The sequence below is a fragment of the Streptomyces chlorus genome, assembly GCF_042655885.1.
GTDB classification, from domain to species: domain Bacteria; phylum Actinomycetota; class Actinomycetes; order Streptomycetales; family Streptomycetaceae; genus Streptomyces; species Streptomyces chlorus.
In genome coordinates this window covers 1-20,781 of record NZ_JBHSOA010000084.1, presented here as the reverse complement: position 1 = coordinate 20,781, position 20,781 = coordinate 1, and the positions used below count along the sequence as shown (strand labels likewise).

19 protein-coding genes, 1 tRNA gene, 2 pseudogenes and 1 riboswitch are annotated in these 20,781 nt (G+C 71.1%); of the genes and pseudogenes, 18 read left to right on the top strand and 4 right to left on the bottom strand.

Translation table 11 applies throughout. The features are described from left to right. Positions 1-194: 194 nt before the first annotated feature. The 4 genes and pseudogenes from ACFPZI_RS30600 to ACFPZI_RS30585 form a co-directional block, all read left to right on the top strand. Positions 195-1,163, top strand: a pseudogene (locus tag ACFPZI_RS30600) (transketolase C-terminal domain-containing protein); the annotation flags it as partial. After that, a complete protein-coding gene (locus ACFPZI_RS30595; RefSeq protein WP_381369869.1) occupies positions 1,160-2,575 on the top strand; it encodes an aspartate aminotransferase family protein in 1,416 nt (471 codons plus the stop codon). The pseudogene ACFPZI_RS30600 and the gene ACFPZI_RS30595, both read left to right, overlap by 4 nt. A 109-nt stretch (positions 2,576-2,684) precedes the next feature. Then, positions 2,685-3,308 (top strand): helix-turn-helix domain-containing protein, encoded by a 624-nt coding sequence (locus ACFPZI_RS30590; protein ID WP_381369866.1) that lies wholly within the window; start codon positions 2,685-2,687, stop codon positions 3,306-3,308. Beyond that, positions 3,305-3,427 (top strand): DUF6126 family protein, encoded by a 123-nt coding sequence (locus tag ACFPZI_RS30585; RefSeq protein WP_381369863.1) that lies wholly within the window; start codon positions 3,305-3,307, stop codon positions 3,425-3,427. The genes ACFPZI_RS30590 and ACFPZI_RS30585 overlap by 4 nt, the downstream gene beginning before the upstream one ends. A 75-nt stretch (positions 3,428-3,502) precedes the next feature. Here the strand turns inward: ACFPZI_RS30585 and ACFPZI_RS30580 are convergent, their stop codons facing one another. Next, positions 3,503-4,300, bottom strand: coding sequence for a tyrosine-protein phosphatase (locus tag ACFPZI_RS30580; protein ID WP_381369860.1), 798 nt, complete (start codon positions 4,298-4,300; stop codon positions 3,503-3,505). A gap of 521 nt (positions 4,301-4,821) precedes the next feature. Next, a riboswitch (cyclic di-AMP (ydaO/yuaA leader) is annotated at positions 4,822-4,986 on the top strand. A gap of 2 nt (positions 4,987-4,988) precedes the next feature. On the opposite strand from ACFPZI_RS30580, the gene ACFPZI_RS30575 reads away from it, so the two are divergent. The 13 genes from ACFPZI_RS30575 (at position 4,989) to ACFPZI_RS30515 (ending at position 18,305) form a co-directional block, all read left to right on the top strand. Further along, complete coding sequence (locus tag ACFPZI_RS30575; RefSeq protein ID WP_381369858.1) at positions 4,989-5,945, top strand: M23 family metallopeptidase; 957 nt, start codon at positions 4,989-4,991, stop codon at positions 5,943-5,945. 287 nt (positions 5,946-6,232) lie between these two features. Then, entirely contained in the window at positions 6,233-7,018 is a 786-nt protein-coding gene (locus ACFPZI_RS30570; protein WP_381369874.1) for an SGNH/GDSL hydrolase family protein, read from the top strand. Between the two features lie 261 nt (positions 7,019-7,279). Continuing rightward, positions 7,280-8,506 (top strand): MBL fold metallo-hydrolase, encoded by a 1,227-nt coding sequence (locus tag ACFPZI_RS30565; RefSeq protein WP_381369855.1) that lies wholly within the window; start codon positions 7,280-7,282, stop codon positions 8,504-8,506. Positions 8,507-9,256: 750 nt separating this feature from the next. Continuing rightward, positions 9,257-11,632 (top strand): ATP-binding protein, encoded by a 2,376-nt coding sequence (locus ACFPZI_RS30560; RefSeq protein WP_381369852.1) that lies wholly within the window; start codon positions 9,257-9,259, stop codon positions 11,630-11,632. Positions 11,633-11,733: 101 nt separating this feature from the next. Continuing rightward, complete coding sequence (locus ACFPZI_RS30555; RefSeq protein WP_381369849.1) at positions 11,734-12,168, top strand: roadblock/LC7 domain-containing protein; 435 nt, start codon at positions 11,734-11,736, stop codon at positions 12,166-12,168. Positions 12,169-12,170: 2 nt separating this feature from the next. After that, positions 12,171-12,542 (top strand): DUF742 domain-containing protein, encoded by a 372-nt coding sequence (locus ACFPZI_RS30550; protein WP_350858989.1) that lies wholly within the window; start codon positions 12,171-12,173, stop codon positions 12,540-12,542. Then, entirely contained in the window at positions 12,520-13,137 is a 618-nt protein-coding gene (locus ACFPZI_RS30545; RefSeq protein WP_381369846.1) for a GTP-binding protein, read from the top strand. Before ACFPZI_RS30550 ends, ACFPZI_RS30545 begins: the two co-directional genes overlap by 23 nt. Positions 13,138-13,197: 60 nt before the next feature. Next, the gene (locus ACFPZI_RS30540; protein ID WP_381369844.1) at positions 13,198-13,773 is read left to right on the top strand and encodes a GAF domain-containing protein; all 576 of its coding nucleotides are present in this window, start codon (positions 13,198-13,200) and stop codon (positions 13,771-13,773) included. Positions 13,774-13,960: 187 nt separating this feature from the next. Beyond that, complete coding sequence (gene tdh / locus ACFPZI_RS30535; RefSeq protein WP_381369871.1) at positions 13,961-14,989, top strand: L-threonine 3-dehydrogenase; 1,029 nt, start codon at positions 13,961-13,963, stop codon at positions 14,987-14,989. A gap of 85 nt (positions 14,990-15,074) precedes the next feature. Then, entirely contained in the window at positions 15,075-16,274 is a 1,200-nt protein-coding gene (locus ACFPZI_RS30530) for a glycine C-acetyltransferase (protein WP_381369841.1), read from the top strand. 74 nt (positions 16,275-16,348) lie between these two features. Further along, complete coding sequence (locus ACFPZI_RS30525) at positions 16,349-17,254, top strand: LysR family transcriptional regulator (RefSeq protein WP_381369838.1); 906 nt, start codon at positions 16,349-16,351, stop codon at positions 17,252-17,254. 295 nt (positions 17,255-17,549) lie between these two features. Next, the gene (locus ACFPZI_RS30520; RefSeq protein ID WP_381369835.1) at positions 17,550-17,915 is read left to right on the top strand and encodes a hypothetical protein; all 366 of its coding nucleotides are present in this window, start codon (positions 17,550-17,552) and stop codon (positions 17,913-17,915) included. A 30-nt stretch (positions 17,916-17,945) separates the two neighbouring features. Next, entirely contained in the window at positions 17,946-18,305 is a 360-nt protein-coding gene (locus ACFPZI_RS30515) for an MmcQ/YjbR family DNA-binding protein (protein WP_381369832.1), read from the top strand. 15 nt (positions 18,306-18,320) lie between these two features. Here ACFPZI_RS30515 and ACFPZI_RS30510 read toward each other — a convergent pair whose 3' ends face one another. Next, a complete protein-coding gene (locus tag ACFPZI_RS30510) occupies positions 18,321-19,277 on the bottom strand; it encodes a transketolase family protein (protein WP_381369829.1) in 957 nt (318 codons plus the stop codon). Between the two features lie 87 nt (positions 19,278-19,364). Then, positions 19,365-20,084 carry a transketolase gene (locus ACFPZI_RS30505; RefSeq protein WP_381369826.1) on the bottom strand — a complete coding sequence of 240 codons (720 nt, stop codon included), beginning with the start codon at positions 20,082-20,084 and terminating at the stop codon, positions 19,365-19,367. Positions 20,085-20,227: 143 nt separating this feature from the next. Here ACFPZI_RS30505 and ACFPZI_RS30500 point away from each other — a divergent pair. Continuing rightward, positions 20,228-20,301 (top strand) — tRNA-Pro (locus tag ACFPZI_RS30500). 99 nt (positions 20,302-20,400) lie between these two features. On the opposite strand, the pseudogene ACFPZI_RS30495 reads toward ACFPZI_RS30500, so the two are convergent. After that, positions 20,401-20,703 (bottom strand): annotated as a pseudogene (locus ACFPZI_RS30495) (tyrosine-type recombinase/integrase); the annotation flags it as partial. Positions 20,704-20,781 lie beyond the last annotated feature (78 nt).

Genomic DNA, 20,781 nt, shown 5'->3' with positions numbered 1-20,781 from the left:
CCCTCATCGAGGAAGCCATGAAGATCGCCGAGCAGATGGAAGCCGACGGCGTGACCTCCGGCGCCCCGACCGGCACCGGAAAGCCGGCGGTGACGGTGGGTTGAGACGAGGCACGGACCGATAGGGGGCCGAGCGTGACGATACTGGAGAGCATCAGAAAACCACGCGACCTGAAGGCGCTGTCCGAGGCGGAACTCGGTGAACTGTCCGAAGACATAAGGGAGTTCCTGGTGCACGCGGTCGCCAGGACCGCGATCACCGCCGCCATGCTGCATCCGGTCGGCCTGGGCGCCTTCGCCGAGCGGTTCCCGGACCGGGTGTGGGACGTCGGCATCGCCGAGCAGCACGCCGCCGTGTCCGCGGCGGGACTGGCGACGGACGGCACGCACCCGGTCGTCGCCGTGTACGCCACCTTCCTCAACCGCGCCTTCGACCAGCTGCTGATGGACGTGGCCCAGCACCGCTGCGGGGTCACCTTCGTCCTGGACCGGGCCGGCGTCACCGGCGTCGACGGGCCCTCGCGCAACGGCATGTGGGACCTGTCGATCCTCCAGGTCGTGCCCGGTCTGCGCATCGCCGCACCACGCGACGCCGACCAGCTGCGTGCCCAGTTGCGGGAGGCGGTCGCCGTCGACGACGCGCCGACGCTGCTGCGGTTCCCCAAGGAGTCCGTGGGCCCGGCCGTCCCGGCGCTCGACCGGATCGGCGGCACGGACATGCTGCACCGCGCCGACGATCCCGAGGTGCTGCTGGTGTCGGTCGGCGTCATGGCGCCCGTCTGCCTCCAGGCCGCCGAACTGCTCGAGGCACGCGGCATCGGGTGCACCGTGGTCGATCCGCGCTGGGTCAAACCCATCGCTCCCGAACTCGTCGAACAGGCCGCGCGGCACCGGCTCGTGGCCATCGGCGAGGACAACAGCCGTGCGGCGGGCGTGGGTTCGGCCGTGGCGCTGGCGCTGGGCGACGCGGATGTCGATGTACCGGTACGGCGGTTCGGCATTCCGGAGCAGTTCCTCACGCACGCCAAGCGCGGTGAGGTGCTGGCGGACATCGGCCTGACGCCCGTCGAGATAGCCGGCCGGATCGGCGCGAGCCTGGCCGTGGGCCAGGAGCGGCAGTCCCCGAGCGAACCGTCCGAGAAACAACGGGAGCAACAGCCATGACCACCGCGGAGTCCGCTCCGGAGCCGTCGCGGGCCGGGGACTTCGACCTCGGCGCGCTGCTGGCCGAGCGCGGAGCCGAACGCTACGAGCTGCACACCAGACACCTCAACCACCAGCTCCCGCGCATGCTGCACACCATCGGCTTCGACAAGGTCTACGAACGCGCCGAGGGCGCCCATTTCTGGGACGCGGACGGCAACGACCACCTGGACATGCTCGCCGGATTCGGGGTGATGGGCCTGGGGCGCCACCACCCCGTGGTCCGCAAGGCGCTGCACGACGTCCTCGACGCCTCGCTCGCCGATCTCACCCGCTTCGACTGCCCGCCGCTGCCCGGACTGCTGGCCGAGAAACTGCTCACCCACAGTCCTCATCTGGACCGGGTGTTCTTCGGCAACAGCGGCACGGAGGCGGTCGAGACCGCGCTGAAATTCGCCCGCCGCGCCACCGGCAGGCCCCGCGTCCTGTACTGCGCGCACGCCTTCCACGGGCTGACCACCGGCTCTCTGTCCGTCAACGGCGAGTCCGGCTTCCGGGACGGATTCGCCCCGCTGCTGCCCGACACGGCCGTACCCCTGGGTGATGTGGAAGCGCTGGAGCGGGAGTTGGCCAAGGGCGACGTCGCCGCCCTCATCGTGGAGCCCATCCAGGGCAAGGGTGTGCACGCGGCCCCGCCCGGCTATCTGCGCGCCGCCCAGGAGCTGTTGCACCGGCACAAGGCGCTGCTGATCGTCGACGAGGTGCAGACCGGACTCGGACGGACCGGCGACTTCTACGCCTACCAGCACGAGAAAGGGGTCGAACCGGACCTGGTGTGCGTGGCCAAGGCGCTCTCCGGCGGCTATGTGCCGGTGGGGGCCACGCTCGGCAAGGACTGGATCTTCCGCAAGGTCTACTCGTCGATGGACCGGGTGCTGGTCCACTCGGCCAGCTTCGGGGGCAACGCCCAGGCCATGGCCGCCGGCCTCGCGGTGCTGGCGGTCATGGAGAACGAGCAGATCGTCGCGAACGTCCGGGCCACCGGGGAACTGCTGCGGTCCCGGCTCGCGGCCCTCGTCGACACGTACGAGCTGCTCGCCGACGTCCGTGGGCGGGGCCTGATGATCGGTATCGAGTTCGGCCGGCCGCGGTCGCTGAAGCTGCGCGGCCGCTGGGCCATGCTGCAGGCAGCGCGGAAGGGACTCTTCGCGCAGATGGTGGTCGTCCCGCTGCTGCAGAAGCACAGGATCCTCACCCAGGTCTCCGGCGACCACTTGGAGGTGATCAAGCTGATCCCGCCGTTGATCATCGGCGAGCGGGAGGTGGACCGGTTCGTGGATGCCTTCACCGCGGTCATGGACGATGCCCATGACGGCGGTCTGGTATGGGAGTTCGGCAGGACACTGGTGAAGCAGGCGGTCGCCGAACGGTGAAGCAGGCGGTCGCCGAACGGTGAGACGGCGACGCCCGCACCTGGTCCCCGACTTTTGCCTGTGAGGCAAGGAATTTGCCTCACAGGCAAGAAAGCGGCTGAATGGAGTCATGAGCTCCCCCGAGGCCGAGCCGTCGGTCGAACCGGCCGCCGCGCTTCCCGCGGTCGCCCCGCAGCTGCGCGCCCTCCGGCGCCGGGCCTCCCTGACACTGGAGGCCGCCGCCCGCGACGCGGGACTGTCGCCCGCCCATCTCTCCCGGCTGGAGACCGGACAGCGCCAGCCCTCGCTGCCGATGCTGCTCTCCCTCGCCCGCATCTACGGTACGACGGTTTCCGAACTGCTCGGTGAGACGACCGCCGCCCGTGAGGCGGTGACGCGCGTCGGCGACATGGAGCCGACCTCCGCGGGCGGCTGGACGTATTGGCAGGCCGGTTCCCCCGGGCGCGGGATGCAGGCCCTGCGGGTCCAGGTCCCGTATGGGGCCCAGGGCGACATCGTGCGGGTCCACCCGGGCGAGGAGTGGCTGTACATCCTCAAGGGGCGGCTGCGGCTGCGCCTCGGGGACGCCCTGCACCGCCTCGCCCCGGGCGACAGCGCGCACTTCGACTCGCTGACCCCGCACCGTATCGCCGCCGAGGACCCCGACGGGGTCGAGCTGCTGTTCGTCCATACCCTGCTGCAGAGTCCCACGGCCGCCCTGTGCCTGGGCCCCACCCAAGGAGATGTGTCATGAAAGACATGGAGGAGAAGTTTCCCCGCGCCCTGTGGGTGAGGCTGTTCGTCTACGTGGTGGTGGGGCACCTCTTCGCGGGCTTCATCTATCTGCTGTTCGAGCTGGGCGCGAAGCAGTAGCCCCCGGTCGAACACAGCAGGAGCCGAGCGATCCCGTGATCCCCCGGTCGAGCACCTGCTCGACCGGGGGATCGCTCAGTCCAGCATGCGCTCGCGCAGCCGCTCCCGGTTCTCGGGGGTGAGCCCGAGCGCCTGCTCGAGGTAGGGGTCCACGCCGCCCCAGGTCTCCTCGATCGTCTCCAGCGCGGCCGACAGATACTCGGCGCGGGCGTCGAACAGAGGGTCGAGCAGCTCCATGACCTCGGGGGAGTAGGCCGAGGCGGAGGTGCCGCTGCGGCGCACCTTGTAGCGGCGGTGCGCGGCGCTGGACTTCAGATAGTCGTCGAAGATCGCGTCCCGTTCCACGCCCAGCGCGAGCAGCGTCACCGCCACCGACAGGCCCGCGCGGTCCTTGCCCGCCGCGCAGTGCATCAGCGCGGGCACACACTCCTCGGCGAGCGAGATCAGCACCCGGGAGTGCTCGGCGGTGCGTTGCCTCACCGTCATGCGGTACGAGGCGATCATCCGCTCCGCCCCCTTGTCGCCGGCGAGGATCGAGCGGAGCTGGTCCAGGTCCCCGTCGCGGACCATCCTCCAGAACGTGGCGCCGTCGGCCGGGTCGCTCAGCGGCAGATTCACATTGCGCACGCCGGGCAGTTCGATGTCCCGCCCGTCCAGCTTGTGGTCGGCTGCGTTGCGGAAGTCGAAGACGGTGTGCAGTCCCAGGGAGGACAGGAAGGCGGCGTCCTCCTCGGTGGCGTGTGCGAGATGGCCGCTGCGGAACAGCACCCCGTGTCGCACTCGGCGGCCGTCGACGGTCGGCAGGCCGCCCACATCACGGAAATTGCGCACTCCGGTGAGCTCGGGTTCGGTCGACGGGATCTGCTGCGTCACGGGGGCCCCTCTCCCACTCTGCGCCGCCGGCGCGTCGGCGTCGGCGGGTGTCACCCGACGATACGACATGCCCGGCAGGGGCAATGAGTTGGCGACGGGGCCGTCGGAGTGGAGACGGGGCTGTCCCGGTGGAGCCGCCGGTGTGGAGTCCCCGGCGCGGACGGACCCGTGCCGGGCCCCCGGACCGACCCGGCCGAATCATCCAATATTTCCCTATTGGTGCGTTCTGCCCCTTTAGGGCGTTTCGCCATAACGTGCCCCGATAGAAGGGGAGATGGGAATGGGGTGGTGAGCATCGTCATAGAGGTGACGATGTGCTGTCGCCATGTTCACGTAATTCCGATATTTCGCAAGGGGATTCGGGGGGTGCCGAAATCCCGGTGCGACTCTGGGTGACGATTTTCAGGTCAATGGATCACGAAAAAGCGCCTTCGCTCGGAAGATCGCGCTTGTCCCTTTGCTTCTCGGTCGCCTACGTTCGCCATCAATCCGGACGGACGCCTAATCCTGCCGCTGTCCGGAACCTTCACACTCTGACCCGTATATGGCAGGAGCGGGGGACCCACAGGTACGACTGCCTGTTCCGGTCTCCGGAACGGCTTGGGGTTAAGTCGCGCTTTCGGCGCGGCCGGGCATCTCCAGTCCGCACCCGACAGCTCACCTCGTAGGCGCCGGAGAGGAATTCGTCATGCCCGCAAAGGGTAAGCACCGCCGTCCCAGCGCTTTTCGTTTCACCCGTTCCATCGCCGTCGCCGGAACCGGTGGCGCCGTACTCGCCCTGCCGCTTCTCGGCGCCACCGGAGCGAACGCCGCCACTCCGCAGGCCGCACCGGAAAAGGCCGTCCAGTCGTATTCCGTCGCCGGTAAGACGTCTGACGGCGTGCAGGCCGACGACAACAAGAACGGCGACGCCCGCACGTACATCGTGAAGGGCGGCGACTACCTGGCGAAGATCGCCGAGTCCGAGAACGTCGACGGCGGCTGGAAGCAGCTCTACTCCGACAACCGCGAGGCCGTGGGCGGCGACCCGTCGCTCATCCACCCCGGTCTGAAACTCTCGGTCGACGGCAAGGCCACCGCGACCAGCGCACAGAAGAAGTCCTCTTCTCCCGAGAGGTCCTCTTCATCCGCTCCGTCCTCCGCGGCGAAGCCGTCGACGGCCGGGGCGGCCCCCGAGCAGTCCGCGCCGAAGTCCTCCTCCGGCTCGACCACCGCGAACCAGGTCGCGACCGCCTCCGGTTACAGCTCGCCGGTGCCCGGCGGCGGCTTCGGCACCGCCTACAAGGTGGCCGGCAGCATGTGGTCCAGCGGCTACCACACCGGTGTCGACTTCGCCGTTCCGACCGGCACCTCCCTGAAGGCCGTGGGCGCGGGCACCGTCGTCTCCGCCGGCTGGGCCGGCTCGTACGGCAACCAGGTCGTCATCAAGCTGAACGACGGCCACTACGCCCAGTACGCCCACCTGTCCTCGCTGTCCGTCTCCGCCGGCCAGACCGTGAGCGGCGGCCAGCAGGTCGGCCTCTCGGGCTCCACCGGCAACTCGACCGGCCCGCACCTGCACTTCGAGATCCGCACCACGCCGAACTACGGCTCGGACGTGGACCCGGTCTCCTACCTCCGCGGCAAGGGCGTCTCCATCGGCTGACCCCCGAGGCAACCTGCCTGACGCGCCACCGAAGGCCGGACCCCGATCCCGGGGTCCGGCCTTCGGTGCGCCCGTAGCGAGGGAGTGCTGGGAGCGCCGGGGGTGTTCCGTGCGTCACGTCGCTCGCCGGTCAACGTCCCCGCCCGGAGGGCTATTCCGGATTGGCCAATGCTTTGCGAGTGGCTTATCTCACCGCCCGTCAATGCCTTCCTACGGTCGCGTAGGTCACATTCGAAGGTGAATCATGTCCGGTTGTGGCAGACGATTCGAAGAAAGACAGCAAGGCAGTGATCGGGTCGTACGTGGCGGTGGGGGACAGCTTCACCGAGGGCGTCGGCGACCCCGGCCCCGACGGGGCGTTCGTCGGCTGGGCCGACCGATTCGCGATACTTCTCGCCGACCGGCGTCCCGAAGGCGACTTCCGGTACGCAAATCTCGCGGTGCGCGGAAAACTGCTCGACCAGATCATGGCCGACCAGCTTCCGCGGGCCGTCGAATTGGCCCCCGCACTGGTTTCGTTCTGTGCGGGCGGCAACGACATCCTGCGCCCCGGCAGCGATCCGGACGAAGTGGCCGAGCGTTTCGAGCGGGCGATCGCCACGCTCGCGGCGGTCTCCGGCACAGTTCTGGTGACGACCGGGTTCGACACCCGTGGTGTGCCCCTGCTCAGGCATCTGCGTGGCAAGATCGCCACTTACAACGGACATGTGCGGGCCGTCGCCGACCGGTACGGCTGTCCGGTGCTCGACCTCTGGTCCCTCAGGAGCATCCAGGACCGCAGGGCCTGGGACACCGACCGGCTGCACCTGTCGCCCGAGGGGCACACACGCGTGGCGCTCCGCGCGGGACAGGCCCTCGGCCTGGACACCCCGGCAGACCCGGAGCAGGCATGGCCCCCGCTGCCGCCGCGCGGCAGCCTCGACGTCCGGCGGGACAATGTCCACTGGGCACGCGAGTACCTGGTGCCGTGGATGGGGCGCAGGCTGCGCGGGGAGTCGTCGGGGGACCACGTGACGGCGAAGGGCATGCTGTCCCCGGACGACATCAAGGAGCGCATCGCCTCGGTGGCATGACGCGGGGCGCGAGGGCGGGAGTGGGGGAGGCGGCGGCCACCAGCTTTTCCTTCGTCGAGAAGTGAGGGAGTACGCGTGCGGTGCTCACCCCGAGCGCCGCCGCCACGCTCAACCGCACCCTGGTCACGCCGTCACACCGGTCAGGTGCCGGGGCGGTGGACGACGTGCGCGGCCCCGGGGCGCTTTCCGGTCGGTGAGGCGTCCCGGGGCCGGACCGGCCACACATAATGGAATGTCTGACCGACTCCACTTGGAGGCATTGTGGCCGGTACCCGTTCCCAGAGCTCCGGGCTCCGTGCGCTACGGCCCGCGGCCTTCGGCGCGGACCCCACCGGTGAGCGCATGGCGCGCATCCGCAGGTCCCCGCACTACCGGGACGGCGTGTTCCAGAACCCCAAAGGCCCCACCCGGCTCCGGCCCCCGGGCTCGTCCCGGGACCTGGCGAAGACCTACTTCGACAAGGACACCCGGTCCCGCCGTGCCCCGCACGGCACCCTGCCGGTGCACGCCACCACCCTCGCCGACCTGGCCCGCCCGCCTGCCTCCGGACTGCGCCTGACCTGGATGGGCCACTCCAGTGTGCTCGTGGAGATCGACGGGCGGCGGGTGCTGTTCGACCCCGTGTGGGGCGAGCGCTGCTCCCCGTTCCCCTTCGCCGGTCCGAAGCGGCTGCACCCGGCACCCCTGCCGCTGGCCGCGCTCGGCCCGGTCGACGTCGTCGTGATCTCGCACGACCACTACGACCACCTGGACCTGCCCACCATCAAGGCGCTCGCCGGAACGGACACGCTGTTCGCCGTACCGCTCGGCGTGGGCGCCCATCTCGAGCACTGGGGCGTGTCCGCCGGCCGGCTGCGCGAACTGGACTGGCACGAGGCCACGGGGGTCGGCGGACTCACCCTCACCGCCACCCCGGCCCGCCACTTCTGCGGCCGGGGCCTGCGCAACACCCAGCACACCCTGTGGGCCTCCTGGGTCGTCGCGGGCGAGGAGCACCGCGTCTACCACAGCGGCGACACCGGCTACTTCGACGGTTTCAAAGACATCGGCGCCACCCACGGCCCCTTCGACGCGACGATGATCCAGATCGGCGCGTACTCGGACTTCTGGCCCAAGGGGCAGTCGGACCCGATTCCGGGACCTGGCTACTGGCCGGAGATCCATATGAACCCGGCAGAGGGTCTCCAGGCCCATCTCGACCTCCAGCAGGGCCGGCCGGGCGGGGTCTTCCTGCCGATCCACTGGGGCACCTTCAACCTGGCACCGCACCCGTGGGCGGAGCCCGGTGAGTGGACGATGGCTGCGGCCGACGCGGTCGGGCAGCCCGCCGCCTTCCCCCTTCCGGGCCTGCCGTTCGAGCCCGCCGGGGAACTACCGGCCGAACCGTGGTGGCGGGGCGTGGGGCACGTCCCGAACCACAAGTGGCCCCTGCCCGACCCTGTCACGGACTCCTCCCACGAGGGCCTGGACCTGGTGGGGGAGGAATGAGCCTTGGCCTTGATCGCTACGGTGAGTGATGTTTCTACGAGGGGCGCGCAGGGCGTGGAGGGCTTCCGAGGGGCCCTTCGGCAGGGCGGCCGAGCGGAAGAACGAGGGCCGGGGAGCTTTGAGCTCCCCGGCCCTCGATGTTTCCCGATGACCATCTCTGACCAGGTTGGATCGAGTGGCGACTGATCTGTGACGAAGAGGAGACGGGTTTATCGGTCTGTCGTACGAAGCCTCATACCAGAGCGGGACGCTGTCCGTGTGAGTTTGTCAACTGACCACCGCACGTGATGCGGTGGTGACTACGGTGAGTGTCGGTCGGGCGACGCATGGCCGACGCCCTCGGCCTTCCGGGGCTCCCCCGACCGGTACGGCGACACCGCGGCGACACCCGTCGCTCGGCGCATCGCGCCACGGGGTCGCGCCCATCAGATCGGATCAGGGAGCGGGGACCGGTACGTGCAGGCAGAAGGCGGACGAGGGAGAGGACGGGGTGACACACCCCGCCGCTCGGGCCCGGCCGGTGCCTCGGGCGTGACCGGTGTGCCGGGCGTGACCAGCGGGTCGCAGGCAGCCGCGGCTGCCCCGGGCGGGCCGTCGGCCGGCCCGCGCGCCGGTACCGACAACGGACGTCCGCCTGCCGCGCGCGGCGGCGAGCCGCGCGGAGCACGGAACCGGTCCCGCGCGCCCGGCGGCCGTGACACCAGGCGTTCCCCCGGCACCCAGGACCGACGGACCAGTTCGAGGACACCCATGCCCGATCTCCGCGCTCCCGCCGGTCCACCCTCCCGCACCGACCGGCGGGAGGGCGGACGGCACGGACGCCCGCCCTCCCGGCCCGCCCCCGCGCACCCCGAGGCACAGATACGGCCCCAGTTGCTGCGGCTCGCCGTCCTGCCGCCCGTGGCGGTCGCCCTCAGCGCCAGCGCCGTCGTGCTGTTCATCGTCCGCTCCACCGGCGTACGGCCGGGCGCGGCCCTGTGGGGTGTGCTCGGTGGCGCGGTGTCGGTGACCCTCGCCGGCATCGTCATCGCCGCCGTGGCCGCCGACCGCGCGGCCCGGTCCGTGCACGACCGCGTCGAGAGCCTGCGCCGGAGCACGGCCCGGCGCGAGACCGACCTGCACGCCCTCGTGGACACCCTGCGCCGTGGCGACGGCCCGCCACCGCGCACGCAGCCGGGCGGGACGCCCAAGGACGCCGACGACTTCGACCGGCTCGCCGCCGACCTGTCCCGGGCCCATGACAGCGCCGTCACCGCCGTCGTCCAGGCGTCCCAGCTCTCCAGCCAGGCGGGCAGCGAGCAGAAGCTCGAGGTGTTCGTCAACCTGGCCCGGCGTCTGCAGTCCCTGGTACACCGCGAGATCTCCATCCTCGACGAGATGGAGAACGAGATCGAGGACCCCGACCTGCTCAAGGGTCTCTTCCACGTCGACCATCTCGCCACCCGCATCCGCCGCCACGCCGAGAACCTCGCCGTGCTCGGCGGGGCCGTCTCCCGGCGGCAGTGGAGCAACCCGGTCTCCATGACCGAGGTGCTGCGCTCGGCCATCGCCGAGGTCGAGCAGTACTCGCGGGTCAAGCTGGTGCCGCCGATCTACGGCACCCTGCGCGGGCACGCCGTCGCCGACGTCATCCACCTGCTCGCCGAACTCGTCGAGAACGCCACGCTGTACTCCGCGCCGCACACCCAGGTGCTGCTGCGCGCCGGACTCGTCACCTCCGGGCTCGCCGTCGAGGTCGAGGACCGCGGGCTCGGCATGCCCGTGGGCGAGCAGGAACGGATGAACGCCCTGCTCGCCGACCCGGACCAGGTCAATGTCGCCAGCCTGCTGGCCGACGGGCGCATCGGTCTGTACGTGGTCTCGCAGCTCGCGCGGCGGCACGGCATCCAGGTCCGGCTCCAGAACAACATCTACGGCGGGGTCCAGGCCGTGCTCGTGGTGCCGCAGGCACTGCTCGGTGCCGAGCCGTGGTCCTCGGGACCGGGCGCGGGCGAGGGCCGGCCGACCGAGGGCGACGCGGGACCGGGCCCGGAGGCCGGCGGCGGGCCGACGCACCGGCCCGCGCATGCCGTACCCGCGCCCGGGAGCGCCCCGCTGCCCGGTCCCGCCGGGTACGGGAACGGACCGTGGCCGCAAGAGTCGCGGGCAGGCATCGATCCGTACGCCGGCCCCGGCCCGCAGACCCGGCCCGATATGCGGACGGGACCCGATGCGAGGACGGGCGTCGCGCAGCAGACCGGAACCGGCTCGCTGCCGGGGCCCGGGAGCGGGACGTCCCTCCCCCCGGCGTCGTCCCCCGTCGTACCGGCGGCGCGGCGGCACGACCAGGCCGACGCCCCGGCCCCGACGAGCCCCGACGGCGTGGCGCCGCCCCTGCCGCTGCGTGGCGCCCGCGCGGCGCGACCCAATCCGGCCGAGGCCGTGCCCGGCGTCACCCCGGACGACCGGCAGACCCTCGAGGAGAGCGGGATCGGGACCGCACCCCTCACCCCACGCAGCCCCACCGTGCGCGGCACCATGGGCAGGCCCCAACTGCCCCGCCGCCGCGCCCAGGAACACTTGGTGCCCCAGCTCCGCGACGGTCCCACGCCGCGTCAGGACACCGAGCACGTCGTCGGGCACGACCCCCACCTGATGGCGTCCTTCCGGCGGGGCGTCAGCCTCGCCGAAACCCAACAGCACATGGACACGGGCCACATGGGCAGCGACGACCTGGACCGTAACGACCTGGCCCCCGACGACACGAGGCGTGTCGACATGGGCCGTGGTGACACGGCCGACGAACACATGCTGGGTGACCACATGGTGGGGGGCCACATGGCGTCCGTATCCATGCTGCCGTCGTCACCCATGGGCGAGCGCCCCAGTCCCACCGCCCGTCCCACGGACGTTCCCTATGCAGACGCCCACCCCACGGGCGTTCCCTATGCGGACGTCCACCTCATGGACCCGCACCACACGATCAAGGCTCACGCGATGGAGTCCCACACCGTGGAGTCCCACACCGCCGACGCGCGTCCCCCGCACACGGCATCCCAGGAGACGCGCGGCGGCCACGACGGCGTGCCCGCGCCCCGCACCGACCACCCCACCGCACGGCACGACGGGAGCGCACCCGCCGGATGAGCACACCCGCATTCTCCACCCCCTACCGGGCCCCCACCTCCCCGCCCGTCCCCGCCCCCAGCGCTCCCGCAGACCTTCGTACCCCAAGGAGTCGATCCACCATGGCGAGCGATGCGCCGACCGCCCACGTTTCCGATCTCGACTGGCTGATGAGCGGCCTCGTGCAACGGGTGCCGCACACCTCCAGCGCCGTGCTGCTCTCCTGCGACGGGCTGGTGAAGTCCGTGCACGGCCTCGACGCGGACAGCGCCGACCACATGGCGGCCCTGGCCTCCGGCCTCTACTCCCTCGGCCGCAGCGCCGGCGTCCGTTTCGGCGCGGGCGGCGACGTACGCCAGGTCGTCGTCGAGCTCGACTCGATGCTGCTGTTCGTCTCCACCGCCGGTTCCGGCACCTGCCTCGCGGTGCTGGCCGGCCGCGAGGCCGACGCGGCGGTGCTCGGCTACGAGATGGCCATGCTGGTCAAGAGCGTCCGGCCGTACCTGGTGACCGCCCCCCGGCGGCCCGCCGTCGAACCGCCGGCGATGAGGCCTTGAACGTGGCGGCGGCCGGTGACGGCCCCTGGCTGGACGATGCGGCCGGGCGGCTGGTGCGCCCCTTCACCGTCAGCGACGGCCGCACCCGCCCCACCGTCGAACTCGACCTGATGTCACAGGTGATGGCCACCGGGGCCACCCCCTTCGGCTACCTCGGCCCCGAGCACGCGCAGGCACTCGAACTGTGCCGCGCGCCCCTCCCGGTCGCCGAGGTGGCCGCCCACCTCAAGTTGCCGCTGGCCGTCACCAAGGTGCTGCTGGCGGACCTCGTCGACAGCGGAGGCCTCACCACCAAGCCCCCCGTGTTCGACCACAACCCGACGGACCGGGCCCTTCTGGAGGCAGTGCTCGATGGACTACGACGACAGCTCTGACCACGGCGCCGGCGCCGACGTGTTCCCCACCGCGCTCAAGATCCTTGTTGCGGGAGGGTTCGGCGTGGGCAAGACCACCTTCGTCGGCGCGGTCAGCGAGATCGCGCCGCTCAGTACGGAGGAACTGCTCACCACGGTCAGTGCCGCCACCGACCGGCTCGACGGCATCGAGAACAAGGTCGAGACGACCGTGGCGATGGACTTCGGCCGCATCACCCTGGACCAGCACCATGTGCTGTACCTGTTCGGCACACCGGGCCAGGAACGGTTCTGGTTCATGTGGGACGAACTCTGCGAAGGCGCCCTCGGCGCGGTCATCATCGCCGACACCCGGCGCCTGGAGGAGTGCTTCGCCGCCGTCGACTTCTTCGAGCAACGCGGCCTCGGCTTCATCATCGCCGTCAACGAGTTCGACGGCGCCTTCCGCTACGACCCCCAGGAGGTACGCGCCGCCCTGGACCTGCCGGGCGAGATCCCCGTCGTGTGCTGCGACGCCCGGATCTCCAGCTCGGGCGTCCAGACCCTGCTGACCCTGGTCCGCCACCTCATCGCCCACGCCCCGGCCCCCGCGACGGGGTACGGCGCCCACATGTGATCCCCACACACCAACACGGAGCCCGTATATGACATGTGCCCACATCCAGGGAGCCCGCCCATGAGCTACGACCCGCCGCGTCCGGCCGGTCGTCTGTTGCTCACCCCCGAGGACAAGGAGGCCCCGGCCCGCACCGAGCGGTTGCGCCGGCTGGGACTGGGCGAGCGCCCCGAGCCCATACTCGACGCCTTCGCGTACGGCCTCTCCGAGCTCACGGGGGCGGCGTACGCCATGGTCAACTTCCTGGGGGAGGAGGGGCAGTTCTTCGCCGGTCTGTACACGCCGGCGGTCGCGCCCGTCGTCCGCGGCGACGGCACCGGCGCACTGCTGGGCCGGTCGCTGCCCCGCGACCACGGTTTCTGCCCCCATGTGGTGGCCCGCCGCAAGGCGCTGGTCCTGGGGGACGTGAGCGACTATCCCCGGTTCGCGGGCAACCCGGTCGTGGACGAGTTCGGGGTGCGTTCCTATCTGGGCGCCCCGCTCATCGACAGCACGGGCATGGCGCTGGGCACCGTGTCCGTCTCCGACATTCGGCCGCGGGCCTGGGGGCAGGAAGGACTCGCGGCCATCAAGGAACAGGCCGCGGATCTCGTCGTACGGCTCGAACACGGGGAGAGTGACGGACTGCCGTTCTGAACCCGCGGACGCGGTGTGCTGCCGCCGATGGGGTGAGGCGTGAAGGAAAGCTGTGGCCGCGCTTAAGAAATCCTCGATGGACCGGTGAGGGTGTCGTACGGCAGATTGCAGTGCGATCCCACCCCGCTCCCGGCCAGGGCTGCTCCGGCATGCCCGGAGCCGGGACTCACCCCGAGGAGCCATGGCGTTGAAGGCGCTGGTCAAGGACAAGGCCGAACCCGGGCTGTGGCTCGCGGACGTCCCGGAGCCGGCCGTCGGTCCCGGCGACGTGCTCATCAAGGTGCTGCGCACCGGTATCTGCGGCACCGACCTGCACATCCGCGCCTGGGACGGCTGGGCCCGGCAGGCGATCAGCACCCCGCTGATCATCGGGCACGAGTTCGTCGGCGAGGTCGTCGGGACAGGCCGGGACGTCAGCGAGATCAAGACCGGTGACCGGGTCAGCGGCGAGGGCCACCTGGTGTGCGGCAAGTGCCGCAACTGCCAGGCCGGACGCCGGCACCTGTGCCGCGCCACCGTCGGTCTCGGCGTCGGCCGCGACGGCGCCTTCGCCGAGTACGTCACCCTGCCCGCGGCCAACGTCTGGGTGCACCGCGTCCCCGTCGACCTCGACGTCGCCGCGATCTTCGACCCGTTCGGCAACGCCGTGCACACCGCCCTGTCCTTCCCGCTCGTCGGCGAGGACGTCCTGATCACCGGTGCCGGACCGATCGGCCTGATGGCCGCCGCGGTGGCCCGGCACGCCGGCGCCCGCCACGTCATGATCACCGATGTCAGCGAGGAGCGTCTGGAACTCGCCCGCAAGATCGGCGTGAGCCTGGCGCTGAACGTGCGGGACTCGGCGATCGCCGACGGGCAGCACATCCTCGGCCTGCGCGAGGGCTTCGACATCGGCCTCGAGATGTCCGGCCGCCCCGAGGCGCTGCGCGACATGATCGCCAACATGACCCACGGCGGCCGGATCGCGATGCTCGGCCTGCCGGCCGAGGAGTTCCCGGTCGACTGGTCCCGGATCGTCACCTCGATGATCACCCTCAAGGGCATCTACGGCCGTGAGATGTTCGAGACCTGGTACGCCATGTCGGTGCTCCTGGAGGGCGGCCTGGACCTCGCCCCCGTGATCACCGGCCGGTACTCCCACCGCGACTTCGAGGCGGCCTTCGAGGACGCGGCGAGCGGCCGCAGCGGGAAAATCATCCTCGACTGGACGGCGTAGCCCTCCTCGGCGCCCTTCCCGGCACCCCCGTTGCCACCTCCTCAGCCCCCTCCTCTCTTCCGCGAGCACCTTCAGGAGCTTCTCCATGTTCGACTCCGTGCGCGACGACCTCCGCACCACCCTCGACGAGATCCGCGCCGCCGGACTGCACAAGCCCGAGCGCGTGATCGGCACCCCGCAGTCCGCCACCGTGAACGTCACCGCGGGCGGCCGGCCCGGTGAGGTCCTCAACTTCTGCGCCAACAACTACCTCGGCCTCGCCGACCACCCCGAGGTGCTCGCCGCCGCCCACGAGGCCCTCGACCGCTGGGGCTACGGCATGGCCTCGGTGCGCTTCATCTGCGGTACGCAGGAGGTGCACAAGGAGCTGGAGGCACGGCTGTCGGCGTTCCTCGGCCAGGAGGACACGATCCTCTACTCGTCCTGCTTCGACGCCAACGGCGGCGTGTTCGAGACACTGCTCGGCGCGCAGGACGCGGTGATCTCCGACGCGCTGAACCACGCGTCGATCATCGACGGCATCCGGCTGTCCAAGGCCCGCCGCTTCCGCTACGCCAACCGCGACATGGCCGACCTGGAACGCCAGTTGAAGGAGGCCACCGAGGGCGGGGCGCGGCGCAAGCTGATCGTCACCGACGGCGTCTTCTCCATGGACGGCCATGTCGCACCGCTGGCCGAGATCTGCGACCTCGCCGACCGCCACGACGCCATGGTCATGGTCGACGACTCGCACGCCGTGGGCTTCGTCGGACCCGGCGGGCGCGGCACGCCCGAACTGCACGGCGTCATGGACCGCGTCGACCTCCTCACCGGCACCCTCGGCAAGGCGCTCGGCGGCGCCTCCGGCGGCTATGTCGCCGCCCGCGCGGAGATCGTCGCCCTGCTGCGCCAGCGCTCCCGGCCGTACCTGTTCTCGAACACCCTCGCCCCGGTGATCGCCGCGGCCTCGCTGAAGGTTCTCGACCTGCTGGAGTCCGCCGACGACCTGCGGGTCCGGCTGGGCGAGAACACCGCCCTGTTCCGCCGCCGGATGACCGGGGAGGGCTTCGACATTCTCCCCGGCGACCACCCCATCGCCCCGGTGATGATCGGCGACGCGTCCCGCGCGGGACGCCTCGCGGAGCTGCTGCTGGAGCGCGGTGTGTACGTGATCGGCTTCTCCTACCCCGTGGTGCCCGAGGGACAGGCCCGGATCCGCGTCCAGCTGTCCGCCGCGCACTCCACCGAGGACGTGAACCGCGCGGTGGACGCCTTCGTGGCGGCACGGGTGGAGCTCGACGCCTGAGCGAGGCCTGACGCGCCCTGCCCGCGCGGGTTGCCCGGGCGGGGCGCACGGCGGCGTTTGAGAGAATCGGTTCCATGATCGAGGCACGGCGGCTCCACATCCTTCGTGCGGTGGCCGACCACCGCACGGTCACGGCGGCGGCCGCCGCGCTGTACCTGACCCCGTCGGCGGTGTCCCAGCAGCTCGCCGCGCTGGAGCAGGAGACCGGCCACCGGCTGGTGGAGCGCGGCGCCAAGGGCGTACGGCTGACCCCGGCCGGCGAGATCCTGCTCGGCCACACCAACGTGGTCCTCGCCCAGTTGGAGCGGGCCGCGGCCGAACTCGCCGCGTACGGTTCGGGCGCGGCCGGCACCGTCACCGTCGCCTCCTTCGCGACCGGGATCGCCCAGGTCGTCGTCCCCGCGGTGGTCCGCCTCGCCGCGACGGCGCCCGGTATCCGCATCCGCGTCCAGGACGCCGAGGGCGATGCCAGCCTGCCGATGCTGCTGGACCGGCGGGTCGACGTCGCCGTGGCCGTCGAGTACCGCGGGGCGCCGCCCGCCGACGATCCCCGCCTGTCCCACGTACCGCTGTACGCGGAGCCCTTCGACGCGGTCGTCCCCGTCACCCACCGGCTGGCCGACACCGCGGAGGTACCACTCGCCGAGCTGGCCAAGGACCCGTGGATCGGCCCGTACCCCGGCAACCCCTGCCATGATGTCGTCGTCCTGGCCTGCGAGAACGCCGGATTCCAGCCCCTGCTCGAGCACTCCTCGGACGACTTCCGCGCGGTGGTGGCCCTGGCCTCGGCGGACGTGGGTGTCGCGCTGGTCCCCCGTTCGGCGCTGCGCGGCATGGACCTGACCGGCGTGGTCGTCCGCCCGGTCGACGGTGTCGCGCCGACCCGCCGGGTCTTCGCCGCCGTACGCCGGGGAGCCGAGGAACACCCGCTGATCAACCCGGTCCTGCACGCCCTCGGCGAGGCCGCCGGCGAGGCGTAGGGCCCGAGGACACGGGCTCCAGGCCGCAATGGTCGGGCGGCGACCACCCAGGTCAGTCGTCCGACCGGTACCCCACGATCGCCGGGGACCCCCGAGGCGGGGCCGGCACGCGTCTGCCTGCCACCCGCCCCGCCCGTCCGGTGCCGGAACGAGGGAACCGGCCACTGACTGCAGTCGTCAACACCCGTAGCGATTACGGCCCGGCACACCACCCGTACCGGGTATGCGGCCCAAGTGGCCGGCGGCGAGAGCTACTCGAGGAGATGGCCTACGGGTGGAAGCAGACACCTTATTGATGATCGGTGTGCCCCTGGGATGCGCCGCGTTCGCCGGCGTGGGTACCTGTCTGATCGCGCGTCGCGACTTCACCCGCAAGGTCACCTGGTGGGCCACCGCGGTCTGCGCCGCCCTGGTCGGCGTGGTCTCCCTGTTCGTGCTCTACCTGTCCGTGCTCGCCTTCCTGGGCACGGCGGCGGTCCATCTGGGCGCGCGTCGCCTGGCTCCTCGCGCGGAGCCAGGCCCTTGTCATCTCGGCCGCCGCGCTCCTCGGTGGGCTCGGAGTGGCCGTACTGATGATGAGCGTGGCGCTGAGCGGCATGTGACGGGCATACGGAGCGGCAAGGAGGCCCCGGGCTGCCTCTTCGCCACTGCCATCAGGTGATTGTCAGTGGCAGCCGCTACGGTGCCTGCCATGCCGGATGCCGAAGACGTACGACGGGTCGCGCTGTCCCTGCCGGACACGACGGAGAAAGTGGCCTGGAGCATGCCCACGTTCCGGGTGGCGGGGAAGATGTTCGTCACCCTGCCCGAGGACGAGACGTCCATCGCCGTGCGCTGTCCCAAGGAGGAGCGCGACGAACTGGCCCTCGCCGAGCCGGAGAAGTTCTGGATCGCGGGCCACGAGGCGCAGTTCGCCTGGGTCCGGGTCCGCCTCGCCGCCCTGGAGGACGAGGACGAACTGCATGACATCCTCGCCGACTCCTGGCGCCAGGCGGCCCCGCCCCGGCTGCTCGAAGCGTATCCCCGGCTGGGCCGGCCGCCCGGGTACTGAACCCCCGGGGCGTGGTCAGTGGGCCATGGCACGATCCGGGACCGTGGACGGCGGCCGGGGCCGGAGGGGGGCTCCGGCCCCGGTGAACGCTCCGATGCGCTCCCGCAGCGAGCGGGCGTCGAGACCGTGCGCGGCGACATGCTCCTCGAGCCGCCCGTAGCGTCGCAGCTCCCGCCGGCCCACACCCAGCCCCAGCACCCGGTGCGGCACGTCGGACAACGCGTCGTTCGCCGCCGCCACCGACGTACCCGCCAGATACGGTTCGACCAGGACGACATCCGTCCCGGCGGCCTCGGTGGCCCGACGCAGGGCGGCCGCGTCGAAGGGCCGGACCGTGGTGGCGTACAGGACGGCTACGTCGAGCCCCTCCGTGGCCGCGAGCACCGCGTCCAGCAGGGGACCGACGGCGACCACCACACCCGCACGGCCCTCGCGGACGGTGCGCAGCCGCTCGCCGTCCACCGGCAGCGGGTGCGCGTTGGCCTGCAGGGACAGCCGCACGTACACCTTGTCGTCCCCGGCGGCCACCGCGTGCCGCACCAGGGTCTCGGCCTCGTCCGGATGCCCCGGGACGTGCACGGTCCAGCCGTCCAGGGTGTCCAGCAGCGCCACGTCGCCCGGCGCCATGTGCGTGTAGCCGCCGGCCGGCCAGTCGAAGGAGGCGGCGGCGCTCACCAGCACCGCACCCGCGTCCTGATGACCGAGGTCCAGCTTGACCTGCTCGAACGGGCGCTCGACGAGGAAGCTGGCGAACGTGTGCACGACGGGCCGCAGACCGGTGAGCGCCATCCCGGCGGCGGCCCCCACCAGGAGCTGTTCCCGGATGCCGACGTTGACGACCCGGTCCGGATGCCGGCGGACGGCCTCGGTGAAGGCGTCCGTGCCGATTTCGGCGAGAACGACGGCGACCCGGGGGTCCTCGTCCAGCAGCCGGGTGACGACGGGAGCGAACCGGTCACGCATGGTTTCCACGGGAGGGGGTCCTTTCAGAAGGGGAAGCCGGAAGAACCGGAAGAAGAAGCAGGGAGAAGCAGGAAGAAGCAACAGGAGAGCGAAGGTTCACGCGTACTTCGGCTCGACCCGGGCCACCACCACGTGCGGCCGCCCCGGATGCGGCGCGGTGAACGCGGTGTGCAGCGCCTCGTGGTCACGTCCGTCGACCGTGAGCGCGGACCAGCCCGCCGCCTCGAAGCGTGCGGCGATCCCCCCGGGCCGGGCGTGACTGGCGGAGGAGTTGTCCACGACGACGGTGTGCAGCCGTTCGAGCCCGGCCGGACCAGCGAACGCGATCGCCTCGTGGTTGCTGCCCTCGTCCAGCTCGGCGTCCCCGATCAGCGTCCACACGACCGGCCCGTCGAGTCCCTGCGCGCGCAGCCCCAACGCCGTTCCGACCGCGATCGGCAGCCCGTGCCCCAGCGATCCGCTGCCGATCTCGACACCCGGTACCAGTGTCCGGTCGGGGTGATGGCCGAGCGGCGAGTCGTACGAGCCGAACCCGGTCAGCCACTCCACCGGCAGGAAGCCCTTGGCGGCCAGCACGGCGTAGTACGCCATCGGCCCGTGCCCCTTCGACAGCAGGAACCTGTCCCGGTCCCGGTCGTCCATCCGCTCCGGCGAGACGCGCAGGACACGGTCGTAGAGCACCCACAGCACGTCCAGGGTGGAGGTCGCCGCCGGCCCGTGCTTCTCGTCGCCGGTCATCCTGCCCATCAGCGCGGGCAGATCCGCATAGTCGTACGCCGCCGGCGTCCTACGTGTGCGTTCCTCGGTGATCGTCATACAGCGATCGTGCAACCTCAACCGAACTTGAGGTCAAGTGCCGCCCCCGGGGCCCCGGACAATGGAGTGCGCGATCACCGCCCTGGGTGCGGTATTGTTTCCGTGCACGTCGACGCCGGGAAATCACCAGGTCAGACGGGCATCGGGACGTGGCGCAGCTTGGTAGCGCACTTGACTGGGGGTCAAGGGGTCGCAGGTTCAAATCCTGTCGTCCCGACTCGTGAGAGTCGCAGGTCAGGGCCGGTTTCGGAGCAATCCGAAACCGGCCTTTGATCATTGTTGGGGACCAGTTGGGGACCGGCGTGCTTGACCGGCCTCAGCGTGTCATGACGATCGGTTTCGGCAGCGAGCGCGGTGCGCGCAGCACGCTGAGGTGGGCGGAGAGCGCCGCCCCGGCGGCGGTGATCTTGTGTACGTCCGGGTGCAGGTAGCGCTGGGTGGTGGTCAGTGATCCGTGGCCGGCGATCCTGCGCAGGACGTGTACTTGGACTCCGGCATCGGCGAACCAGGTCAGTCCGGTGTGCCGGAGGTCGTGGCGGCGCAGGTGCTCGTAGCCGAGCTTGGTGACCACGTCGTCCCAACGTGTGGCGTCGCGCAGGACGGCGGTGGTGAACCGCCCCGGGTTCGATACAAGTGAACCGCCCCGGGTTCGGTAGAGATCTCAGACTGTGATTCTGACCTGGGGTTTTGTGAGTTC